Consider the following 23,982-nt stretch of genomic DNA (forward strand, 5'->3'; position numbering starts at 1 on the left):
ACAATAAAGGAGGACCTGAATTTGATAGATAGAAATCACTTTACAGAACAGGCCTGGAATGCCATTGCGCTGTCTACCCAGGCAGCGGAGGAGCTGGGCCATAATTATGTAGGGACCGAGCATCTTCTGGTTGGTCTTTTAATGGAAGAGGAAGGTGTGGCAGCAAAGGTTCTGGACGCAAATGGTGTAAAGGCAGATAAGGTAAAGGAGCTGATCAGGCAGCTGATCTTTCCAAACCAGAATGTTGCCACGATCGGGGAAACCGTGTATACACCTGGTGCAGTACGGGTGTTAAACCAGAGCTACCGGGAGGCAGTCCGCTTCAAAGCGCCGCTGATCGGCACCGAGCATCTTCTGATCGCCATGATCCGGGAGAGTGACTGCGCTGCAGTCCGCCTGCTTAATACCATGGATGTTAGCCTGCAAAAGCTATATATAGACCTGTGCAGTGCCATGGGAGAAGATGGGGCAGAGGCGAAGGAGGAGCTGCAGTCCTCAAGAAGCGGAAGAGACAGCAGCGCTTCCACGCCAACGTTAAACAGCTTCAGCCGCGATCTGACAAAGCTTGCAAGAGAAGGCAAGCTGGACCCGGTGATCGGCAGGGAACACGAGATCCAGCGGGTTGTCCAGATATTGAGCCGCCGGACCAAGAATAACCCGTGCCTGATCGGAGAACCGGGCGTAGGAAAAACTGCAGTGGTCGAGGGGCTGGCCCAGATGATTGCTGGTGGCAGTGTCCCGGAAACGATCGCGGACAAGCGTGTCATGACGCTGGATCTTTCCGGCATGGTGGCTGGATCCAAGTACCGTGGTGAATTTGAAGAGCGTATTAAAAAGGTGATCTCCGAGGTAACGGAGGATGGAAATGTACTTTTGTTCCTGGATGAGATCCACACGATCATTGGTGCGGGCGGGGCAGAAGGAGCGATTGACGCTTCCAACATCTTAAAACCGTCCCTGGCACGTGGCGAGATCCAGCTGATCGGTGCTACAACACGGGAAGAATACCGCAAATATATTGAGAAAGATGCAGCTCTGGAGCGCCGTTTCCAGCCGGTCGTAGTAGAGGAGCCGACGGAGGAGCAGTCCATTGCGATTTTAAAGGGATTAAGACCTAAATATGAAGAACATCACAAGGTGACGATCACAGACGATGCCTTAACGGCAGCAGTACGCCTTTCTGCCCGTTACATCAACGACCGTTTTCTGCCGGATAAAGCCATTGACCTGATCGATGAGGCAGCCTCAAAGATCCGCCTGACTGCCTACGAGGAGCCTGCACAGATCAAGAGTCTGACAGAAGAGATTGAAAAGCTGGAGAACCAGAAGGAGCAGGCGATTAAGACAGAGGCATATGAGAAGGCCGGTGAGATCAAAAAACGCCAGCAGAAAAAACGCGAAAAGATCGAAAAGATCCGCGAAAAATGGCAGAAGGAAAAGACATCCAGAAAGCTGGTGGTCGGAGAGGGAGAGATCGCCGATGTGGTCTCCGGATGGACAAAGATCCCGGTGCGAAAGCTGGCTGAGGAGGAATCGGAACGGCTTCGGAAGCTGGAATCCATCCTGCATGAGAGAGTGGTTGGCCAGGAGGAAGCAGTTACTGCGGTTGCCAAAGCGATCCGCCGCGGAAGAGTCGGCTTAAAGGACCCGAAGCGTCCAATCGGCTCCTTCTTATTCTTAGGACCTACCGGTGTTGGAAAAACAGAGCTTTGCAAGGCGCTGGCTGAGGCGATGTTTGGTACGGAAAATGCCCTGATCCGGGTTGATATGTCGGAGTATATGGAGAAGCACAGCGTCTCCAAGATGATCGGATCCCCGCCAGGATATGTCGGATATGAGGAGGGCGGCCAGCTCAGTGAGAAGGTACGCAGAAATCCTTATTCTGTGATCCTGTTCGACGAGATCGAAAAAGCCCATCCGGACGTGTTCAACATTTTGCTGCAGGTTCTGGACGATGGCCATATTACGGATGCACAGGGAAGAAAGATCGACTTTAAAAATACGGTGCTGATCATGACCTCCAACGCAGGTGCGGAGAACATCATTGCTCCGAAGCGTCTGGGCTTTGCTTCCCATGATGATGCAAAGGAACGCTACCGTTTTATGAAGGAACGCGTTATGGAAGAGGTAAAGCGGATGTTCAAGCCGGAGTTTTTAAACCGTATCGACGAGATCATCGTGTTCCACCAGCTGTCCCAGGATCATATGAAGGAAATCGTGGATATCATGTTAAAGGATATCTGCAGACGGACCCTGACCCAGATGAACTTAAAGCTTACGGTAGACGATGCTGCAAAGGCATATCTGGTGGAAAAGGGCTATGATGAAAAATACGGTGCACGCCCGCTGCGCCGTGCGATTCAGAATCTTCTTGAGGACGGCCTTGCAGAGGCCGTGCTGGATGGCCAGGTAAAAGCCGGTGAAGCTGTAACTGTTACAAAAGGGGAAGACGGATTGAAATTTTTGCCGTCAGAAGTGATAAAAAACTAGATTAATTTTCCCCATTGTTGTATAATCCTATGAGAAGCGGCATAGCCAGAAGTGCCGTGTATTGCCTGGCCTGCTATGCAGGCCAGGCAGCTGCAATGTGTACATCAGGAGCAAGGGCAGATGGCTGCCAAAGCTGCCACGTGCCGGCGCGGGAATGTTCCAAGCCACATTCCTTCTTACAGCAGCAAAAAATGCAAAATGAAAATACCAGGAGGGCAAACACATGCCAGTAATCGAATCTTTAATCCGCTCTGAGGCAGATGGGACCATCAGCTTCGGCAACTACAAATTAGACAGCAAGAGCAAGCTTGACAATTTCGAGCATGCGGGAGATTTATATAAGATCAAAACCTTTTACGAGATCACAAAATTAGAGCGCAACGGTTCTTTCGTTTATGAGTCTGTACCGGGAACCGCAGTAGAGCATTTCTCTGCAAAGCATGATGGCGTAGAGTTTACCGTATCTGGAGACAAGGACGCACAGATCACGATCCAGCTGGAGGATGATGCAGAATACGAGGTATATGTAGATGGCGTTGCAGTTGGCGGCATGAAGACCAACATGAGCGGCAAGCTGGTTGTCAGTGTAGAATTAAATGAAGGTGTTACCTGTCAGGTAAAGGTTGTAAAACGCTAAGACCTGGCGGCGAAAGGAAATTACATGTATGGCAAAAGCAAAGACAACCGTGTTTTTCTGTAAAGAATGCGGTTTCGAATCCAGCAAGTGGCTGGGACAGTGTCCTGCCTGCAAGGAGTGGAATACCCTTGTGGAGGAGCCGGTGGCAAAAAAGACACCGGCAGGCCGTGCGGGGAGTGCTGCCCACCACAGCATAGCAAAGCCGGTGAAGCTGGAGGAAGTGTCCATAGAAGAACAGGACCGGATATCTACCGGGTATCCGGAACTGGACCGTGTACTGGGGAGCGGCATTGTAGCCGGCTCCCTGGTTTTAGTTGGAGGCGATCCCGGCATCGGAAAATCGACCCTGCTTCTTCAAATGTGCCGGAATCTGGCGCGGGACGGTCACAGGGTACTCTATATTTCCGGAGAGGAATCCTTAAAACAGATCAAAATGCGTGCAAGCCGCATCGGCACCATAAGCGGGGAGCTGCTATTCCTTTGCGAAACCAATCTGGATACCATTGAGGAGGCAATCCGGGAGACAAAGCCGGAAACCGTTATCATCGACTCCATCCAGACCATGTTCCGGGAGGATGTGGCATCGGCGCCGGGCAGTGTCAGCCAGGTGCGTGAATCCACGAATGTCCTGATGCAGATTGCAAAGGGTATGGGGATTTCCGTGTTTATCGTGGGCCATGTGACAAAAGAAGGTGTAGTAGCCGGTCCCCGTGTGCTGGAGCATATGGTGGATACGGTATTGTATTTTGAGGGAGAACGCAATGCATCGTACCGTATTTTGCGCGGTGTGAAAAACCGTTTTGGTTCTACCAACGAGATCGGGGTTTTTGAAATGCAGGAGAATGGTCTGGAAGAGGTTGAGAATCCTTCGGAGTATCTGCTCAGCGGAAGACCCGAGGAGGCATCAGGTGCTGTGGTCGCCTGTTCGATCGAAGGAACCCGGCCGATCCTTTTAGAGGTCCAGGCGCTTGTGACCCAGACAAACTTCGGAATGCCGAGGCGGACAGCTGCAGGAACGGACTTTAACCGTGTCAACCTGCTGATGGCAGTTCTGGAAAAACGCTGCCGCTATGAAATGTCACGTTACGATGCATATGTGAATATTGCAGGCGGAATGCGGATGAACGAGCCGGCTCTGGACCTGGCTATTATCCTGGCTTTGGTTTCCAGCATGAAAGACAAGCCAGTGAATCCCAAATGCATCATATTCGGTGAGGTAGGACTGGCGGGCGAGGTGCGTGCGGTATCCCAGGCAGAGCAGCGTGTGCACGAAGCCATCAAGCTGGGCTTTGAAGCCTGCATTCTTCCACAGGTATCTCTGGATAAAATGAAAAAGACCGACAAGATCGCTCTGTACGGAGTCAGCAACGTGCGGGAGGCGATCCGGCTGATCTGATGAATTTTTGCCTGCCAGTCCATGGCTTCTTACGGCCAGCATAGTGGATGCGCAAGGCCTGCTGAATCGTTATGATTTATCATCATATGCCGGAGAGCAGAGCGCCAGGAATGTAAGTTTCTGGCGTCCTGTTTTTCGCATAAAATCAGGGTTTCGTACCAAAAATATATTTTTTTCAAAAAACTTTAAAAATTTGTTGACAGATGAATAGATCCGTGTTATTATAAATGAGCGTTGAGGGAAACGAAAAAAACAAAGAACTCAACGGAAACAACATAGGGGATTAGTTCAATGGTAGAGCACCGGTCTCCAAAACCGTCGATGGGGGTTCGAGCCCCTCATCCCCTGCTAAATAAGAGCGATAAAGTCTTAGGGCTTTATCGCTTTTTTCGTTGCATAGAAAGGTTTCAAGAAAGCAATAGGAGGGTCTGGTATGAGCACTGACTGGAAAACGATACGCATATCCGTGCGCAATCTTGTAGAATTCGTCATGCGCAGTGGTGATATCGACAACCGCCATACTTCCTCAGCAGAAAAGGATGCCATGCAGGCCGGAAGCCGCATGCACCGGAAGATCCAGAAGCGGCAGGGTGCCAGCTACCACGCAGAGGTTGCAATGAAACATATCATGGAGCAGGAGGACTACCGGATTTTGGTGGAGGGCCGCGCCGATGGTGTGATCGAAGAGGCTTCTGGTGTGACCATCGACGAGATCAAATGTGTTTACATGGATCTTCATTTGCTGGAGGAAGCGGCCCAGGTCCATCTGGCCCAGGCTTTTTGCTATGCGCACATGTATTGCTGCGACCATGAGAGCCTGAATTCGGTCACAGTCCAGATCACCTACTGCAATCTGGAAACAGAGGAGATCCGCCGCTTCCGGCAGGACAAGAGCAGGGAAGAACTTACAGAGTGGTTTGAAGGATTGATCCATGAATACGTGAAATGGGCAGAATATTTATACCGTCATACCGTGCGCCGGAACGAATCCCTGCGGGATCTGGAATTTCCGTATGAATACCGGCCTGGACAGAAAGAGCTGGCAGTGTCGGTGTACCGTGCACTGGCAAGAAAACGCAACCTGTTCATTCAGGCACCGACTGGAATCGGAAAAACGCTGTCCGTGGTATATCCGGCATTAAAATCCATGGGAAGTGGGAACGGGGAAAAGCTGTTTTACCTAACAGCCAAGACGATCACCCGCAGCGTGGCAGAAAATTGTTTTTCCCTGCTCCGGGGACAGGGCATGTGTTTTACAACGGTCACGATTACGGCGAAAGAAAAACTCTGTCCATTGGAAAAGGCAGAGTGCAATCCGGATGCATGTCCTTATGCAAAAGGACATTTTGACCGGGTGAATGATGCGGTTTATGATATCATTCATGAGCAACAGGGGATCACACGGGATATCATTCTGGAATACGCAAAAAACTACCGGGTCTGCCCATTTGAATTCTGTCTGGATATCAGCAGCTGGGCGGACGGGATCATCTGTGATTATAACTATGTATTTGACCCGAATGCGAAGCTGAAGCGGTATTTTGCAGATGGAAACCAGGGAGATTATCTGTTTCTGGTCGATGAGGCCCATAACCTGGTAAACCGCGCCAGGGGGATGTATAGTGCTTGTCTGGTAAAGGAAGATATTTTACAGGTGAAGCGGATCATAAAGGGGAAAGCTCCACGTCTGGAGCGTGCACTGGAACGCTGTAACCGTAATCTTCTGGAGTGGAAACGGGAGTCGGCCGGGTATCGGATCTTACCAGAGGCGAATCTATTGGTATCGAATCTTCTGACTGTAATGGGGGAATTTGAGCCGTTTCTGGATGAACACCGAGAGTTTTCGGAACGTGAGATTGTTCTGCAGTTTTATTTTGGCCTGCGCCATTTCCTGAATATGTATGACGGTCTGGATGACCATTACCGGATCTATACGGAGCTGGGGACAGATGGAAAATTTTGCCTGTATCTGTTTTGCATCGATCCGTCACGCTGCCTGAATGCGTGTCTTAAGCAGGGAGTTGCCGGCATTTTCTTTTCTGCAACCATGATCCCTGTGATGTATTACAAAAGGCTGCTCAGCGGAAATACAGAGGATTTTGCAATCTATGCCAATTCTCCTTTTGACAGCAGAAAACGCCAGATCCTAATCGCGAAAGATGTCAGCAGCCGCTATACGAGAAGAAACCGTGCGGAATTTGGCAAGGTGGCGGATTATATCACGAAACTGGCGCACAGCCATACCGGAAATTATATGGTGTTCTTTCCTTCCTATAGTTATATGGAAGCGGTAAAGCGGATCTTAGACGAACACTACGATGGAACATTCCGCTGGCAGATGCAGACGAACCACATGACGGAAGAAGAACGGGAAGGGTTTCTGGAACAGTTCGAGGGGAAAAAGCAAGAATCGTTTGTAGGGCTTTGTGTACTGGGCGGTATCTTTTCAGAAGGGATTGACTTAAAGGCAGAACGCCTGGAAGGAACAATCATCGTAGGGACCGGCCTTCCTATGGTGTGCAGTGAACAGGAAATCCTGATGCAGTATTTTGATGACCATGGGAAGAACGGATACGATTACGCCTACCAGTATCCTGGGATGAACAAGGTACTGCAGGCCGCAGGCCGCGTGATCCGGACAGCAGAGGACCGGGGCGTGATCCTGCTTCTGGATGACCGGTTTTTGCGCAGGGAGATTCAGGAGCTGTTTCCGCGGGAATGGACAGAATATGGTCTTGTGGCCCGGGAAACGGTAGATGGATGGCTGCGGAATTTCTGGGAGAAGGTCAAAAAAGGAGATGCTACAGCATCTCCATAAACTGTTTTGCGGCCTGGGAAATCGGAAGGCTTTCATTGCTTGCAACAACAAGCTGGCGGGCAGGAAGATCTTCCTCGGTCTGGACGCGGAAAAGATTGTGTTCATTTTCCGGAATACAGTAATCCGGGACAAAGGCAACGCCGAGACCGATACGTGCCAGATCGATCAGCAGATCGTTGCTGGAAAGCTCGATCTCCGGTACCAGATCCAGCTGGTGGCGCTGGAACATGCTGTGAAGGAATTCACTGGTTGTGCTCTTGCGGTCCAGCATGAGGATCGGGAATTGCTTTAAGTCCTTCAGACTGACGGTTTTCCCTTTTAATTCCTTATATTCGTCATTTGCAACGAAGACATCTTTAAATTCCCGGATGATCCGTACGTTTTGTGTGTTGGAAAGACCGGAGTTCGGGTAGTTGGTAATGGCGAAGTCAACCTGTCCGGATTCCAGAAGCTTTGCGCAGGCGATGGACGTCTGGTTGGTAACTTTAATATGCACGTTTGGATAGCGGCGGTGAAATTCCTTTAAGTATGGAACCAGATAATAGCGGCAGATGGTGTCACTGGCGCCGATACGCAGCTGGCCGCCATTTAAGGTGTTGGCCTCCAGAAGCTGGTTTTCGCCCTGGCGGATCAGGTTCATGGCTGGTTCGATATGCTTTAAGAGGATTTCGCCCTCTGGTGTCAGCTGTACCCGTTTGGTGCTGCGGATGAAAAGCGGCTGGTTCAGCTTTTTTTCCAGCACCTTAATGGACTGGCTGACTGCAGACTGGGAAATAAACAGCTGCTTGGAGGCTTCTGAGAAGCTTAAGGTATTTGCTACATGATAAAACACTTTATAAAGTTCATAATTGATATCCAATATTAGCCCTCCTTATAAAACCACCGTTATTTTATCACGTAGCTGATGGGTTGTAAAGAGGAAAATGGACAGAGAAAAGTGTATAAAAATAGAGATGGGGGATTTTTTTACTATGAAACAGGATCTGAGCGATCCCGGCAATCGGAGTGGAGGGAATCTGGGCGTCCATTCCGATCGGCTGGCTGATCGCAGACATCACCGGGGTGATCCCGATGTGGAGATTTTATAAGATGTCACGGAATTGTCCGTGACATATCCACCGGCATTGGAACCGGGGGAGACTTCCAAAGGTTAGATATGATAGTGTGATTTTTCCAGAAATCCGTTTAATTCTGCTCCGACGAACAGGATACAGATACAGATATAAAGCCACAGCATCAGAAGGACAACGGCTGTCAGGCTACCATACATATAGGAAAAATTGCTGAAGTGCGTAAAATAAATGGAAAAAGCATAGGAAAAAATTAACCATCCGACCGCGGTGAAAACAGCTCCCGGGAGCTGCTGCCGCGGTTTTTGCTTTTTCGCCGGAACAATGGTGTAAAGCCCGACGAAGGTAAAAAGGAATACAGCCAAAGCAAACAGGATACGCAGGCTGATCACCAGGCGGGCTGCCGGCGCCAGGATCGGAAGATAACGAAACAGGAGCCGTTCAATATTTTTTCCGAAAATCAGAAGGACCAGGGACATCACGCACACCAGCATAAAAATGAGCGTGTAAATGGAACAAAACAGCCGCTGGAGCACATAGTTGCGGCGCTTGAAATCCCCGTAGATCCGGTTTAGCCCGCGCTCAATGCCAAGCATTCCCTTAGAAGCAGACCAGAGGGCAGTCAGGGCAGTTACAGACAAGATTGTACCGGGAGATTTGATATACAGATCATCGACAATGCTCACAATCAGGGAATGCAGCATCTGCGGCATGATCCGGACCATGACGGAAAGCAGATCGGATTTGCCGACATTCGGCAGACACTGGATCAGGGTTAAAAGCAGCATGATAAAAGGGAAAAAGGCGGTTACAATAAAAAAGGATGCCTGTGACGCGTACACGGTAATCTCATCCTTTACGCACCGGTCCCATATATGCTTACAGCGAAAAATCAAAGAAATCATAGCAGGAGTTATCCTTTCGTTTTGTCTGGAATAACAGACTTTTTGGATTTTGCTTTTGGTATCATCATAGTATCATGCATACAAAAATATGGCAAGGAGAGCTTCTTGTTATTGTACGTGGGCAGGATTTTTTTGTTGCTGTTTGCGCAGCGGGTAAACAGCAATCGCTTCTTGTCTGGACTAAAAAAAGGTGGTATAATAACGGAATCCTGTTTTGCGGGATGCAAAACGAAAACCTAAGATAACAGGAGGGGTCCCATGAAGAGGTTGTTGCGTTACCTAGACAACTACAAAAAAGAGTCGGTGCTGGCCCCGCTCTTTAAAATGTTAGAAGCCAGTTTTGAACTGTTTGTGCCGCTAGTTGTGGCACAGATTGTTGATGTGGGAATTAAAAACCAGGATACGGGGTATATCCTGAAAATGGGAGGTCTGCTGCTTCTTTTAGCCGTCATTGGCCTGACCTGTTCCATTACCGCTCAGTTTTTTGCAGCGAAGGCAGCTGTCGGATTTGCAACAGGCCTGAGAAACGATCTGTTTGCCCACATTGGAAGCTTATCCTACAGTGAGCAGGATACGATCGGAACCTCTGCGCTGATCACCCGTATGACCAGCGACATCAACCAGGTCCAGTCAGGCGTAAACTTAACGCTTCGTCTGCTTTTGCGTTCCCCATTCATCGTGTTTGGTGCCATGATCATGGCCTTTACGGTAAATGCGAAGGCAGCTATGGTTTTTGTTGTGGCAATTCCGGTTCTTTCTATTATTGTATTCGGCATTATGGCAATCAGTATGCCGCTTTATAAAAAAGTACAAAAGCAGCTGGATCATGTAACCCAGGCAACCCGTGAAAACTTAACAGGTGCGAGAGTCATCCGTGCATTCAACCGCCAGGAGGATGAGATCAAAAGCTTTGACGAGTCCAACAGCCTGCTGGTAAAATTCCAGGTTTTTGTCGGAAAGATTTCCGCGCTGATGAATCCGCTGACTTATGTGGTCGTTAACCTTGCAATCATTGCAGTAGTCTGGATCTCCGGTAAGCAGGTAGATGCAGGCATCATCACCCAGGGTGAGACTGTAGCGCTTGTAAACTACATGTCCCAGATTCTGGTTGAGCTGATCAAGATGGCAAACCTGATCGTTTCTATCTCCAAGGCCCTGGCTTGCGCAAACCGTATCAGCACGGTTCTGGATGAGAAGAGCAGCATTGTAAGTCCGGCAGAAGGTATGGAGAAAAAGCCAGAGCTGTCTGAAGATCCGGCGCAGGCACCGGCAAAGGTTTGCTTTGACCATGTGAACTTTGCTTACAAAGGCGCAAAGGCGGATTCCCTGACTGATATCAGCTTGACTGTGAAAAAAGGCCAGACGATCGGTATCATCGGTGGTACCGGTTCCGGAAAATCTTCTCTGGTCAACCTGATTCCGCGTTTTTACGACGTACGGGAAGGCGCAGTCCTGGTAGATGGCGTGAACGTCAAGGATTACCAGCTGGAGACCTTACGTGAAAAGATCGGCGTCGTTCCTCAGAAAGCGATCCTGTTTAAGGGGACGCTGCGTGAAAATATGAAATGGGGCAAGAAAGATGCTACGGACGAGGAAATCTACCATGCACTGGATATCGCCCAGGCCCGCGAGTTTGTAGACAGCAAGGAAAAAGGACTGGATCTTTATATTGACCAGGCCGGAAAGAACTTATCCGGTGGTCAGAAGCAGCGTCTGACCATTGCCCGCGCTTTGGTGCGTGATCCGGAAATTTTAATTATGGATGACAGCGCTTCAGCCCTGGATTTTGCAACCGACGCAAAGCTTCGTATGGCGATCCAGAAGGACACAAAGGACATGACAGTATTTATCGTCTCCCAGCGTGCGACTACGATCCGCCATGCGGACCAGATCGTTGTTCTGGACGATGGAGCAGCAGTGGGAATCGGTACGCACGAAGAACTGTTTGAAAGCTGTGAGGTATACCGTGAGATCTGTCTGTCCCAGCTTTCCAAAGAGGAGGTGCAGTAAGGTGGCAAAGCTTGAAATCGGAAAACACAAATCAACCTTAAAACGGATCCTGGATTACATTGGCAGCTATAAGTGGCTGGTAGTCCTGTCTCTGGTATTGGCAGCCGTGACGGTAGCAACCACGCTGTATGCTCCGATCCTGGTGGGAGAGGGCGTAGACCTGATCCTGGGCCCCGGCAATGTAGATTTCGCAGGATTGTTTACAATCCTTGGAAAAATCGCAGTTGTGATCGCCGTTACGGCTCTGGCCCAGTGGCTGATGAACCATATCAATAACCAGATCACCTACCGGGTCGTAAAAGATATCCGTACGAAAGCATTTAATCATCTGGAGGTCCTGCCGCTCAAGTACATCGATTCGCACCAGTATGGCGATGTCATCAGCCGGATCATCGCAGATATCGACCAGTTTTCAGAGGGACTTCTGATGGGCTTTACCCAGCTTTTTACCGGTGTTCTGACGATTCTCGGAACGCTTGGCTTTATGCTTCTGGTAAATCCGTTTATCACGGTAGTTGTTGTCTGCGTGACACCGCTTTCTTTGTGTGTGGCAAGCTTTATTGCGAAGAAAACCTACTCTATGTTCCAGCTGCAGTCAAAAACCAGAGGAGAACTGACCTCCCTGGTAGACGAGATGGTTGGAAACGAAAAGGTTGTGCAGGCATTTGGATATCAGGAGGAGGCACAGAAACGGTTTGAGGAGATCAATAGCCGCCTTCAGGGTTACAGCCTCCGGGCGATTTTCTTCTCCTCCATCACAAACCCGGCAACCCGTTTTGTCAACAGCATGGTTTATGCCAGTGTTGGTGTGGCAGGCGCATTTGCAGCGATCCGCGGTCTTTTGTCTGTCGGACAGCTCTCTGCGTTCTTAAGCTACGCAAACCAGTACACCAAGCCGTTCAACGAGATTTCCGGTGTGGTAACAGAGCTGCAGAACGCACTTGCCTGCGCGGCCCGTGTGTTTGAACTGATCGATGAGCCGCCGTTTACCCCGGAGGATGCAGATGCAGTGACGCTCCGGAATGTCGATGGAAGCGTGAAGCTGGAGCATGTTAATTTTTCCTACAATCCGGAAACTTCCCTGATCGAGGACTTAAACCTCGATGTAAAGCCGGGACAGCGCATCGCGATCGTAGGACCGACCGGCTGCGGAAAGACAACCATGATTAACCTGCTGATGCGCTTCTATGATGTGGTCAGTGGTTCTATCAAAGTGTCTGGCGAGGATATCCGTCATGTCACCAGAAAGAGCCTACGCACCAATTATGGTATGGTGCTGCAGGAAACCTGGTTAAAGGCAGGAACCATCCGGGAGAACATTGCTTACGGAAAACCGGATGCGACTGAGGAAGAGATCATCCAGGCAGCAAAAGAGGCACATGCCCACAGCTTTATCAAGCGTATGCCACAGGGCTACGATACGGTTATTTCTGAAGACGGTGGAAACTTATCCCAGGGTCAGAAACAGCTTCTGTGCATTGCCCGTGTTATGCTGTGCCTGCCGCCGATGCTGATTCTGGATGAGGCGACCTCCTCCATCGATACCCGTACCGAGATCCGGATCCAGAAGGCCTTTGCTACCATGATGAAAGGACGTACCAGCTTTATTGTAGCGCACCGTCTTTCCACGATCCGTGAGGCCGATGTGATCCTGGTCATGAAGGACGGTCATATCATTGAGCAGGGCACGCACGAATCTCTGCTTGCACAGAATGGCTTCTATGCAAACCTCTATAACAGCCAGTTTGCCGGTTGATGGAGCGCGTCATTATGGAAAAGAAAAAACAGATGCTTTGGAAGTTGTTTGTTTCAACGTTTTACTTAAGTGCCTTTACCTTTGGCGGTGGTTATGTCATTGTAACGCTGCTAAAGAAAAAGTTTGTAGATGAATACCACTGGATCGAGGAAGAAGAGATGCTGGACCTGGTGGCGATCGCCCAGTCTTCCCCGGGCGCCATTGCGGTAAATGGTGCCATTGTGGTGGGCTATAAGTTAGCTGGTCTTGTGGGAACTGCGACAGCGATCCTTGGCACGGTCATTCCGCCATTTTTGATCATTTCCCTGATCTCGGTCTGCTACAATGCGTTCCGCGATAATTTTATTGTGAGCCAGATGCTGCAGGGCATGCAGTCGGGGGTAGGTGCAGTGATCGCTTCGGTTACTTATGAAATGGGCGCCGGGATTATCCACGGAAAGCAGAAGGCTTCCATCCTGATCATGGTTTGTGCCTTTGCTGCATCCTGCATCTTCAAGGTCAATGTCATTTTTGTCGTGATCGCATGCGGACTTCTTGGTGTGGCACGGACGTTGCTTTCGCGAAAGGAGAATGCAGGATGATCTATCTTCAGTTATTTATCAGCTTTCTTCAGATCGGCATGTTCAGCTTTGGAGGCGGTTATGCAGCCATGCCTCTGATCCAGGGACAGGTAGTGACTGGGCACAAATGGCTTTCCATGGCAGAATTTACTGATCTGATCACGATCTCACAGATGACGCCGGGACCGATCGCAGTCAATTCGGCCACGTTTGTAGGAATGAAGGTCGCAGGAGTGCCGGGTGCGCTCGCGGCAACGCTGGGCTGCATCCTTCCATCCTGCATCATTGTGACGCTGATCGCGAAGCTGTATTTAAAATACCGGAACATGGCAATGCTGCAGGGAATTCTTACATCGCTCAGACCAGCCGTGGTAGCGCTGATCGGCTCTGCCGGAATCGCGATCCTGGTCAATGCGTTCTGGGGCAGCAATGCCAAGATCGCACTTGCAAATACCAACTGGGTTATGGCCGGAATCTTTGTGGTCTGTCTTATCCTTTTGCAGAAGGGGAAGATGAATCCTATCTGGGTCATGGTATTGGCAGGTGTTATGAAGGTGGTTGTATCCGTGGCCACAGGTTTGTGATCATTTGGTGTTTACAAGTATAAGATTCTCTTGACGGGATGTAAGATTTTTGTCAGAATTTTCCAATTCCCGTCAGAATTGTAGGAATAGTGTCAGAATCGCTAAGGGAACGGTAAAGTCTTAAACCCCCTCATTGTGCTAGAATGATGTCATAAGAAAACAAGACAGAATTCAGACAGCACAGATGAGGGGGCTTTTTTATGATGAGCAGAATGAAAATTGCGAAATGGATGTTTGCATTTGCCTGCACGATCGTTGCAGGATGTGGATTTAGCTTAGCCGGAGAGGGCTATGGCTTATACAAAAATGCAGTAGAAGAAGTAAGTCTGGAGGAAAAGGTCGCAAAAATCCGCAGCCAGGAGAATTTTACTTCCATAGAGGAATTGCCGGAGACTTACGTCCAGGCTGTGATATCGGTAGAAGATCACCGCTTTTATGAGCATGGGGCACTTGATCCGATCGCTATTGGACGGGCTTTGGTCAACGACTTAAAGGCAGGACGTTACGTGGAAGGTGGAAGTACCATTACCCAGCAGCTTGCAAAGAATCTTTACTTTTCCCAGGAAAAAACCATGAACCGCAAAGCGGCAGAAGTGTTTCTGGCATTTGAACTGGAACAGAAGTATACAAAAGATGAGATTTTAGAACTCTATGTAAACAGCATCTATTTTGGAGATGGCTATTACAGCATCGGGGAAGCCAGTGAAGGATATTTCGGGAAACCAGCTTCCCAGATGAATGATTACGAAGCGACACTTTTAGCAGGCGTGCCAAATGCACCGTCCAGATATGCGCCAAGCAAAAACCTGGCACTGGCTGAAAAACGCCAGCAGAAGGTAATCAGCCGCATGGAAGCATGTGGATACCTGAATGACCAGGCAGCCAGTGTGATGAGTGCAGAACTACTGGCTTTGAAATGATAAAATGAAACCCCCAGGGGCAGTGTGATATGATATGCTCCCTGGGGTTTTGTCTATGCCTTTTTCTTTTATTGGATCTCACGGATCATGCAATACTGCTTTAATGGGAAATTCTGCTTCATAATCCCATAAACCTTAAAACCGAGATTTTTGTAGAATTCCACGTTATGCTCGTTGTGTGTTTCCAGCGAGATCATCATGCGGTGCTCATCGGCATAATCGATGGCTTCCTGCATGAGGTGCGCGGCAATGCCGTGGTGCTGCATATTTGGATCGACAGCCAGATAGATGATGTGAAGCCGCTGCTTCTGATGAAGCTGGTCCGTCCAGCTGGAGTTTAAGTAATCGCCACCCTTTAAAAAGTTATGGAAGGTTTTTAACGATGGATCCTCTTTGATCAGGTAGGTATCGGTCTGAAGGGTTGCGCGCGCTTCTGCAAAGTAAAACTGAAAGATGTTGTAAGGCTCCGCTTCGTCGGAAACCACCAGGATTCCGTTTAAATCGGCACTGTCAGAAAAAATCTCACAGGTTTCATAAAATTCGTCCATATCGCAGTGGAAAAGCTCCGGCATGAGGCGTTCCCGGATTTCCGGATCCGGGATCAGGGTCTCATAGAGCGGGTCATGTTTAAAACAGGTATATAAAAGCTTTTCCAGTTTCGGCAGGTCTTCACGCTGTACGCGGTATAGTTTATCGCTTTCCATAATGTGTTCAGACGGGAGACCGTCTGTCCTTTCTTTTGTTTGGTAATTTGTGGTATATCGGATTTCGTCTGTTTTGCTTCTGGTATCGTCAGATTAAAAACTGGTCATGCACCAGGCACTGGATCCGGTCTGTCGTCTGGATCAGCAGACGGCACTGGTCCTGGAAGATCCGTTCCAGATGACTGATCTGTGCAGAAAGCTGAAGCTCCTCCTGGGCAGTCTCTTTTTGTGCCAGCAGTGTCTTCACCAGAGCATACAGGTTCTCATGCGGCATCAGGCGTTTGTATCCCCATTTCAGGCGGTCCTGCGGCTGGTTTAATACGTAATCCGTAAAATGGTCATAGACTTCCTGGTCAAACATGAATGCGTAAGCATTGTTGTCGACCTGGTAGAGTTTGCGAAGGGCAGAAGAGAGCTTCTGCTCTTTTAAGTTTGCGATCGCTCCTCCGATGAGGCGGATATTCTGAAGCAGGATTTCGTGTGGATAATGCACATTTCCATACCAGTCAATGCGGACCAGCTCATCCTGCGCACACTTGAAGCGTCTCAGTGCTTCCTGCTCGGCTTCCCTTGATTCCATAAATAAAGCCTCCGCTTCCTCTGCTTTTCCTTCTGCCAGAAGTGCCTGGTAACGGCTGTTGGTATGCATGCGGGATTCATAGCGGCTTTCTGCAACCTCCTGTGCGTGCTGTAACATATCTTCCAGGTTTGCAATCTTTTCCACGAGAGAAGCCAGTGTCATAGGGCTGATGAGATCCATGGCAACAAATGGGCGGAGCACCTCTTTGGATGCAGCATATCCGTCCAGTGCACGTTTCATAACTGGGGCAGAGCATAACGGGATCACGCAGGTCTCGTCCAGAGCAGCCACAAGAAGGGCAAACAGCTCGTGGTGAAGCCGGTAGACCTGCTCGTCATAAAATGCGTCATTGTCGAACTGGGAATGATAATGGGTTTCCATAAAGCTGCCGCCGGTAAAATCATTGACCATGGATGGGATTCCGGCAATCGCCATGGAAAAATCATCCGACCAGGTCTCAATCGGGGAAGTAATGCGGGTCTCCTCCGGGTATGCCTGGGTCAGGTCTGGAAGCTCGGAAAGATACTCCTCCAAAAAGCGTGTATATTCGTAGCAGCTGCGGATGCGGGCACGGGTGCCGTGTGCAAGCGCCGGAAGCTCGAAGTTTAAATCAGCGATGACCTTTCCAACCCACTCCGGATGCGCGGTAAACACCTGCTCGTAAGCGCCGGTCGACCAGTCGAAGTTGGAGTCTACAACCCCCCATTCCTCCGCAGCCATCGCACAGATCACAATGGTGTTGTTTGGCTTCATGCCGCTTTTTAAAAGTGCTTTCGCGATTCCAAACATCAGCGCAACCGCGGTGTTATCGTCCTGGAAACCACTGAAGTAAGAGTCATAGTGGGCAGATAACAGGATCATGCGGTCTGCATGCTTTCCCGGAATCGATCCCACGATATTGTAAGTAGTGCAGTCACGGGTTACGCGGCTGTCTGCATCCAGGGTTACGGTAATCTCGGAAGTAAGCGCGGTATCGCCTGCAGGGGCATCCGCATCTATGTGTGTGTTAGAAGCAGCTTCTTTTGCAAGGAGCAGACTCTTTAACGGGTCTGCATCTTTTCTGGAGATAGAAAACGCAGGTGCATTTTCCGGTCCGGCGATATCCTGCGCATTCAGCGCCTCATCGTCAATCTCGCCATAGCCGCCGCTCTGTACAGCAATCAGCGCAGCAGCACCTTTTAAATGAGCCTGATAGACCGGATAATTGATCCACCATTCGTCTCGCTGGTTGATGTCGACCAGAACCAGCTTCCCGGTAACGTCTTTGCCTTCGTAGTCGGCAGCAGTTCCTTTTCCAAGATACATCAGGGAAAAGTCCTTCGGGCCATCGGTCACAAAGGTGGTCTGGTAAGCACCGAGCTGAATCTCATGACGTGTTCCGTTTTCATCGGTGTAAGAAAGCAGCGCCTTTTTAAATTCCCAGCCGTCTACCTTTACGGCATCTTTTGTGACGTTGGAAAGGCCGATGGCTACCATTTCCTGTTTCAGCATCTCGCCGGTCTCGAATTCTGCCTTGGAACCGGCCGGCCGGTAACCAAGCACCGGGTTGGAGCGGAACTGTTCCATGCGCTTCGCCAGCTGATAAGAGTAATTTATATCAAGGTTTTCTAGGATTGATTGTTGTAAATTCATGTGGGTTAACCTCCGTTTGTGCAGTCGATTCCGTGACGAAGTCACGTGACTGCTTTGCCGTTTCATTATAGCACTGAATAGCGGAGGAGAAAAGGAAAATGGAGAAAAAAGAATCAGATCAAATTAGAATGGCAGATTGTTCGGGATTTGTTTGTGTGGTATGATGAAGCTATGAAAGGCATTCTGGCTATTGGGGCAGTAAAGCCAGAGGCAAAGCGCAGATGAATCAAAACTGGAAGAATATAGCGGAGAGAGTAAGGAAACAATGAAGTCAATATCAATTTATGCACTGACAAGAGAACAGAAGCTGACCAATCTTACCAAACTGGAGTATCATTTATCTGAACGAGAAAAGCCACTGAAGTTTCGTACATGGGAACTGAATAGCATGAAAGCCCTGGTAGATCAGCTGGAAGCTCATATGGAGCATGTATACCGTCTGCGCTTTTTCTACTCCTTTCAGATTCCACGGCTTGGAAAGGAATTTGACCTGCTCCAGGTGAAAGAAAACCAGATCGTAAACATTGAACTGAAAAGCGGTGCGGTTTCCGAAGATGCCATACGCAGGCAGCTGATACAGAACTGCTATTATTTGTCTGTACTTGGAAAACCGATCAAGTCTTACACTTACATCAGTAGTCAGAACCGGTTGGTGCGTCTGACGAATCATGACCACATTGCCGACACAGACTGGAAACAGTTGTGCGAGGAATTGCAGGAGAAAAGCCCAGATTACACTGGAAATCTGGAAACATTGTTCCAGGCGGAATGGTATCTGATCTCGCCGCTGACACAGCCGGAACGTTTCCTGAGAAAGGAATATTTTCTGACAGCGCAGCAGAAAGATATCGAACGGCAGATTCTAAGAAGAATCAGGACAGAACGAAGTGGGTATTACTGGTTTTTGGGGCTTCCCGGAACAGGAAAAACCTTGCTTTTGTATGACATTGCCATGAAACTTTCTGCCCGGCAAAAGGTATGCATGATTCACTGTGGAACTTCCGGGCAGGAATGGAAAAAACTTCATGAACGCCTGCTGCGTATTATCTGGATTTCGGATTCGCAAATTACAGAAGAAACAAAATTAGATGAGTACAGTGCCGTTCTGGTTGATGAAGCACATTTACTGAGTCAGGATGTATTACATAGGATTGTAAACCTGGCTGGAAGACGTCCGGTTGTTTTTTCCAGTGACGATGAGAGCCCGGTTTCACCGGAAGAAGCGGATCAAAGCATAAAACAGGAGTTGGAAAATCTTGCTGAGGTTTGGATGTTTCGCCTGACAAACCGGATACGGACCAATGCGGAACTTTCAACTTTTATTCAAAATATGATGCATCTTCCAGAACGGAAAGTTACCAGACATTTTCCAAATGTTATTGTGTTTTATGCCAACGATAACCAGGAAGCAGAAAATTTGATTCAGGATGCAAAAGAACAGGGATATCAGCTTTTGTCAGAACATATGGTAACAGGAAAAACACCGGATTGTCTGGCGGTGATGCTGGATGAGCAGTATTTCTATGATAAAAATCAATATTTGCGTTCTGAAAATCATACTGTGCGGAAGCTGTTTCATCAGCTGAACGGTGCAAAAGAAAAACTGATGCTGATTGTAAAAAATAATGTTCCGTTGTATGATGTGCTTTTGGACCTGTTATAGTTTCATGAATCTGGATTCACACAGGATTACACCAATTTTAAACCATATCTTGACTTTCCTATAGAAATGTGCCATAATACCCCTTGTAAAAAGCATAAAGTCTTCAGGGCGGGGTGCGAGTCCCCACCGGTGGTAAAGCCCACGAGCCGCAAGGCATGATTCGGTGCAATTCCGAAGCCGACAGTATAGTCTGGATGAAAGAAGAATGATCGTGTATTTCTTATATTTTTGAAAATACCGTATTTGTGATAACCGCTCTGGAATGAAAATTCCAGAGCTTCTTTTATTTCATAGGAATTGTGTTTTATGAAACAAATGGAACATGCAGATCGCATTTTTCGTGATTTCGTGAGCAGGAACAAAGAAAGTTCTTTTTCATGATTTGGAAAATGGTCTACAGGATACGGAAAATTCAAAAATAACGGAAAAACAGTACAAAAAGAAAAGCAAATTCTGAAGAATATTGATTCTTTGGATCTGCTTTTTTCTGTATTGCATAACTCAGAAGTATCTGTGGTGCATCTGACGTTAACCATCCTTCTGCTTGATACTTATGCGAACAGGAAATGGAGGAAGGAGTCTTTGACAAAACAGGATTATATGCGCCGGGCAGTGGAACTGGCGAAAAAAGGCGAAGGCTGGACCAGTCCGAATCCGATGGTAGGTGCCGTGGTGGTAAAAGACGGGAGAATCATCGGGGAAGGATACCATGCGCGGTATGGGGAACTTCATGCAGAGCGCAATGCGCTCCGTGCCTGTATGGAGCCGACGGAGGGGGCAGACCTCTATGTCACGTTAGAGCCATGCTGCCACTATGGAAAACAGCCTCCCTGCGTAGAGGCAATTGTGCAGGCGGGGATCAAGCGGGTTTTTGTGGGATCGGATGATCCGAATCCACTGGTTGCCGGAAAGGGAATCCAGTATTTGCGGGAACGCGGCATTCTGGTAGAAACCCATGTGCTGAAAGAGGAATGCGATGCTCTAAATCCGGTATTTTTCCATTACATCCGCAGAAAAACTCCCTATGTGGTTTTGAAATATGCCATGACCATGGATGGGAAAATTGCGGCATACACCGGGGTATCCAAATGGGTTACCGGTGAGGAGGCAAGGGCCTGGGTGCAGCGGGAGCGCAGCCGTTATCGTGGCATCATGGTGGGTGTCAATACCGTACTGGCAGATGATCCATTGCTGAACTGCCGCATGCCGGGAGGAAGAAATCCGGTCCGGATCATCTGTGATACACACTTAAAAACTCCGATGGAATCCAGAATCGTAAAGACCGCGAGGGAAATTCCTACAATTCTGGCTGTCTGCGAGACGGACAAAAAACGATATCTTCCCTATGAACAGGCGGGCTGCCAGATTTTGCCGGTTTCAGAGGAAGAGGGGCATGTGAATCTCAAGGACCTGATGAAGCTGCTTGGCGAAAAACAGATCGACAGTATTTTGCTGGAGGGAGGCGGTACCTTAAACTGGTCCGCGTTAAAAAGCGGGATTGTCAAAGAAGTACATGCTTATCTTGCACCGAAGCTGTTTGGCGGTGCAAAAGCCAAAACGCCGGTGGAGGGGCCTGGTGTGGCAGATCCTTCGGAAGCGGTCCGGCTGAAGGTCAGAGAAATCCGAAAGCTGGGCGAGGATTTCCTAGTGGAAAGCGAGGTGCAGGATGTTTACGGGGATCGTTGAAGAGATTGGAATGTTAAAACGGATTACCTGGGGTGCACATTCGGCGGCGCTGACCATTCAGGCAAAACAGGTGCTTGCCGGTACCAAAGTGGGCGACAGCATTGCAGTCAATGGGATTTGCCTGACGGTAACGAATCTGGACACTTCCGGGTTTACGGCAGACGTAATGCATGAAACATTAAACCGTTCTTCCTTAAAAGGTGCAAAACCGGGCATGCACGTGAACCTGGAGCGGGCAATGGCAGCAGGAGGGCGGTTTGGCGGTCATATCGTAAGTGGCCATGTGGATGGAACCGGAACGATCCGGAAGATTTCGCGGGATGATAATGCAATTTGGTATACTGTGGAAGCCAGCCCGGCAATTCTTCGCTATATTGTGGAAAAGGGATCCGTTACGATCGATGGGATCAGCCTGACTGTGGCATCGGTGACGGAGAAATCTTTTTCCGTTTCCACGATACCGCACACCAATGCCGTGACAACTTTGGGAGAGCGGAAAGAAGGAGATAAAGTGAACCTGGAGAATGATATCATCGGGAAATACGTGGAGCGGCTGCTGGGTGGGGGAATGACAGAGTGCAAATGTCCAGAACAACCAGATTCCAGACAAAAACAGACAGAAAGCAAAATTACAAAAGAATTTCTGACCCAATATGGATTTTAATAAAACGCAAGGCAGGAGGGAAAAATTATGGCATTTCAATACAATACCGTAGAAGAAGCGTTAGAAGAACTTCGCAAAGGACATATCATTCTGGTGACCGATGATCCGGACCGGGAAAATGAGGGAGATTTCATCTGTGCGGCAGAGTTTGCCACGACGGAAAATATCAATTTCATGGCAACCCATGGAAAAGGACTGATCTGCATGCCGATGTCCGAGGAATATGTAAAGAAACTGCAGATTCCTCAGATGGTGACCAATAATACAGACAACCATGAGACAGCGTTTACGGTTTCGATTGATTGTGTCGATACGACGACCGGAATTTCCGCAGCGGAGCGCTCCGTCACGGCCATGCGCTGTGTGGCAGAGGATGCAAAGCCGGAGGACTTTCGCAGACCGGGACACATGTTCCCGCTGCTGGCAAAAAAGAATGGTGTTCTGGAACGGGAAGGACACACGGAAGCTACCGTGGATCTGTGCCGCCTGGCCGGATTAAAGGAATGCGGGCTTTGCTGTGAGATCATGCGAGAGGACGGAACCATGATGCGCACCAGCGAACTGCAGGAACTGGCAAAAACATGGGACTTAAAATTCATCACGATCCAGGACCTGAAAAATTACCGGAAATCCCAGGATCAACTGATTGACCGGGTGACTGTGACGAAAATGCCGACCAAATACGGAGAATTTGTGGCTTACGGCTATGTAAACCGATTAAATGGCGAACATCATGTCGCACTGGTAAAAGGTGAGATTGGAGATGGGGAAGATGTCCTTTGCCGGATTCATTCGGAATGTCTGACCGGCGATACGTTTGGTTCCCTGCGCTGTGACTGTGGCCAGCAGTTTGCGGCAGCCATGACCCAGATTGAAAAAGAAGGACGTGGTATTCTCCTTTACATGCGGCAGGAAGGACGCGGCATCGGTCTGATCAACAAGCTGAAGGCCTATGAACTGCAGGAAAAGGGCATGGATACCCTGGAGGCTAATCTGGCACTTGGTTTTGCCGGGGATGAGCGGGAATATTACATCGGTGCACAGATCCTGCGGGATCTTGGAGTAAAGAGCATGCGCCTGCTCACCAACAATCCGGATAAAGTATACCAGCTTTCGGAGTTTGGCATGACCATCAAAGAGCGTGTGCCGATCCAGATGAGCGCGACGAAATACGATCTGTTTTACCTGCGGACCAAGCAGCAGCGTATGGGGCATCTGCTGCGGTATTAGAGGGTAAAAAATCTGTTGCAATATCATTTTATAATATATTATGAAGAAAGAGGACAAACATATGAGAGTACTGGAAGGAAATGTAGTAGCAAAAGGAATCCGTGTAGGAATTGTGGCAGCAAGATTTAATGAATTTATTACGTCAAAGCTGGTTGGCGGGGCACTGGATGGTTTAAAACGCCACGATGTCAAAGAGGAAGATATCGATATCGCGTGGGTGCCAGGTGCCTTTGAAATCCCCCTGATCGCGTCGAAGATGGCGAAAAGTAAAAAGTATGATGCGGTAATCTGTGTGGGTGCCGTGATCCGTGGAAGCACAAGCCACTATGATTATGTATGCAGTGAAGTCTCCAAGGGGATTGCAAATGTCTCTTTAAACAGTGACATTCCGGTGATGTTTGGTGTGTTGACCACCGATAACATTGAGCAGGCAATCGAGCGTGCAGGCAGTAAGGCAGGAAATAAAGGGTATGAGTGCGCGACCGGTGCCATCGAGATGGTGAATCTGATCCGTGCATTGGAAGCATAGATAAAAAGCACCGATAAAATACTGAAAACTTTTGCACTCTAAAAGAATAACATGTTGACGAATCTTATTTTTCGTTTAAAATAAAAGAAGAAAACTAAAAATCTGTATGTAAATAGATAAATCGTTGGAAAATGGAAAGTGAGGAAAT

Annotated in this window: 18 protein-coding genes, 1 tRNA gene and 1 riboswitch; of the genes, 15 read left to right on the forward strand and 4 right to left on the reverse strand. The window is 48.8% G+C overall.

Translation table 11 applies throughout. From position 1 onward, the window contains the following. Positions 1 to 21 precede the first annotated feature (21 nt). From DW922_RS11275 to DW922_RS11295, 5 genes are all read left to right on the forward strand, one after another. A complete protein-coding gene (locus tag DW922_RS11275) occupies positions 22 to 2,490 on the forward strand; it encodes an ATP-dependent Clp protease ATP-binding subunit (protein ID WP_118726596.1) in 2,469 nt (822 codons plus the stop codon). 223 nt (positions 2,491 to 2,713) lie between these two features. Continuing rightward, positions 2,714 to 3,127, forward strand: a complete 414-nt coding sequence (locus tag DW922_RS11280) for an endosialidase (protein WP_118719708.1) — start codon at positions 2,714 to 2,716, stop codon at positions 3,125 to 3,127. A gap of 28 nt (positions 3,128 to 3,155) precedes the next feature. After that, positions 3,156 to 4,523, forward strand: coding sequence for a DNA repair protein RadA (gene radA, locus DW922_RS11285; protein WP_118726597.1), 1,368 nt, complete (start codon positions 3,156 to 3,158; stop codon positions 4,521 to 4,523). Positions 4,524 to 4,800: 277 nt separating this feature from the next. Beyond that, positions 4,801 to 4,871: transfer RNA gene (locus tag DW922_RS11290), tRNA-Trp, on the forward strand. Between the two features lie 85 nt (positions 4,872 to 4,956). Next, positions 4,957 to 7,341, forward strand: a complete 2,385-nt coding sequence (locus DW922_RS11295) for an ATP-dependent DNA helicase (RefSeq protein WP_118726598.1) — start codon at positions 4,957 to 4,959, stop codon at positions 7,339 to 7,341. Here the strand turns inward: DW922_RS11295 and DW922_RS11300 are convergent. Both DW922_RS11300 and DW922_RS11305 read right to left on the reverse strand, forming a co-directional pair. Beyond that, positions 7,325 to 8,200 (reverse strand): LysR family transcriptional regulator, encoded by an 876-nt coding sequence (locus tag DW922_RS11300; protein WP_118719712.1) that lies wholly within the window; start codon positions 8,198 to 8,200, stop codon positions 7,325 to 7,327. The two genes, DW922_RS11295 and DW922_RS11300, sit on opposite strands and share 17 nt — an antisense overlap. A 291-nt stretch (positions 8,201 to 8,491) precedes the next feature. Beyond that, complete coding sequence (locus DW922_RS11305; protein WP_118719713.1) at positions 8,492 to 9,316, reverse strand: YihY/virulence factor BrkB family protein; 825 nt, start codon at positions 9,314 to 9,316, stop codon at positions 8,492 to 8,494. A gap of 258 nt (positions 9,317 to 9,574) precedes the next feature. On the opposite strand from DW922_RS11305, the gene DW922_RS11310 reads away from it, so the two are divergent. From DW922_RS11310 to DW922_RS11330, 5 genes are all read left to right on the forward strand, one after another. Beyond that, positions 9,575 to 11,326 (forward strand): ABC transporter ATP-binding protein, encoded by a 1,752-nt coding sequence (locus tag DW922_RS11310; RefSeq protein ID WP_118726599.1) that lies wholly within the window; start codon positions 9,575 to 9,577, stop codon positions 11,324 to 11,326. Between the two features lies 1 nt (position 11,327). Continuing rightward, positions 11,328 to 13,082, forward strand: coding sequence for an ABC transporter ATP-binding protein (locus DW922_RS11315; RefSeq protein WP_243032192.1), 1,755 nt, complete (start codon positions 11,328 to 11,330; stop codon positions 13,080 to 13,082). Between the two features lie 14 nt (positions 13,083 to 13,096). Continuing rightward, the gene (locus DW922_RS11320; protein WP_118726600.1) at positions 13,097 to 13,663 is read left to right on the forward strand and encodes a chromate transporter; all 567 of its coding nucleotides are present in this window, start codon (positions 13,097 to 13,099) and stop codon (positions 13,661 to 13,663) included. Next, on the forward strand, positions 13,660 to 14,226 hold the full coding sequence (locus DW922_RS11325) for a chromate transporter (protein ID WP_118726601.1): 567 nt from the start codon (positions 13,660 to 13,662) through the stop codon (positions 14,224 to 14,226). The genes DW922_RS11320 and DW922_RS11325 overlap by 4 nt, the downstream gene beginning before the upstream one ends. 200 nt (positions 14,227 to 14,426) lie before the next feature. After that, a complete protein-coding gene (locus tag DW922_RS11330) occupies positions 14,427 to 15,146 on the forward strand; it encodes a biosynthetic peptidoglycan transglycosylase (RefSeq protein WP_347560310.1) in 720 nt (239 codons plus the stop codon). A gap of 68 nt (positions 15,147 to 15,214) precedes the next feature. Here DW922_RS11330 and DW922_RS11335 read toward each other — a convergent pair whose 3' ends face one another. Together DW922_RS11335 and DW922_RS11340 are read right to left on the reverse strand one after the other, a co-directional pair. After that, positions 15,215 to 15,850, reverse strand: a complete 636-nt coding sequence (locus DW922_RS11335; protein ID WP_118542989.1) for an N-acetyltransferase — start codon at positions 15,848 to 15,850, stop codon at positions 15,215 to 15,217. 88 nt (positions 15,851 to 15,938) lie between these two features. Continuing rightward, complete coding sequence (locus DW922_RS11340; RefSeq protein ID WP_118726602.1) at positions 15,939 to 18,062, reverse strand: M28 family peptidase; 2,124 nt, start codon at positions 18,060 to 18,062, stop codon at positions 15,939 to 15,941. A gap of 265 nt (positions 18,063 to 18,327) precedes the next feature. Here DW922_RS11340 and DW922_RS11345 point away from each other — a divergent pair, with 265 nt between their 5' ends. From DW922_RS11345 to ribE, 5 genes are all read left to right on the forward strand, one after another. Next, positions 18,328 to 19,725, forward strand: a complete 1,398-nt coding sequence (locus DW922_RS11345) for a DNA/RNA helicase domain-containing protein (protein WP_118726603.1) — start codon at positions 18,328 to 18,330, stop codon at positions 19,723 to 19,725. Positions 19,726 to 19,820: 95 nt separating this feature from the next. After that, a riboswitch (FMN riboswitch) is annotated at positions 19,821 to 19,935 on the forward strand. A gap of 372 nt (positions 19,936 to 20,307) precedes the next feature. Continuing rightward, positions 20,308 to 21,411, forward strand: coding sequence for a bifunctional diaminohydroxyphosphoribosylaminopyrimidine deaminase/5-amino-6-(5-phosphoribosylamino)uracil reductase RibD (gene ribD, locus DW922_RS11350; RefSeq protein ID WP_118726649.1), 1,104 nt, complete (start codon positions 20,308 to 20,310; stop codon positions 21,409 to 21,411). Continuing rightward, a complete protein-coding gene (locus DW922_RS11355) occupies positions 21,392 to 22,075 on the forward strand; it encodes a riboflavin synthase (RefSeq protein ID WP_118726604.1) in 684 nt (227 codons plus the stop codon). The genes ribD and DW922_RS11355 overlap by 20 nt, the downstream gene beginning before the upstream one ends. Positions 22,076 to 22,102: 27 nt before the next feature. Beyond that, entirely contained in the window at positions 22,103 to 23,305 is a 1,203-nt protein-coding gene (locus tag DW922_RS11360; RefSeq protein ID WP_118726605.1) for a bifunctional 3,4-dihydroxy-2-butanone-4-phosphate synthase/GTP cyclohydrolase II, read from the forward strand. A 61-nt stretch (positions 23,306 to 23,366) separates the two neighbouring features. Beyond that, complete coding sequence (ribE, locus tag DW922_RS11365; protein WP_118542984.1) at positions 23,367 to 23,834, forward strand: 6,7-dimethyl-8-ribityllumazine synthase; 468 nt, start codon at positions 23,367 to 23,369, stop codon at positions 23,832 to 23,834. Positions 23,835 to 23,982: the final 148 nt, after the last annotated feature.

Origin of the sequence: Clostridium sp. AM42-4 (assembly GCF_003480105.1) — a bacterium.
In the GTDB taxonomy this organism is placed as follows: Bacteria; Bacillota; Clostridia; order Lachnospirales; family Lachnospiraceae; genus Brotaphodocola.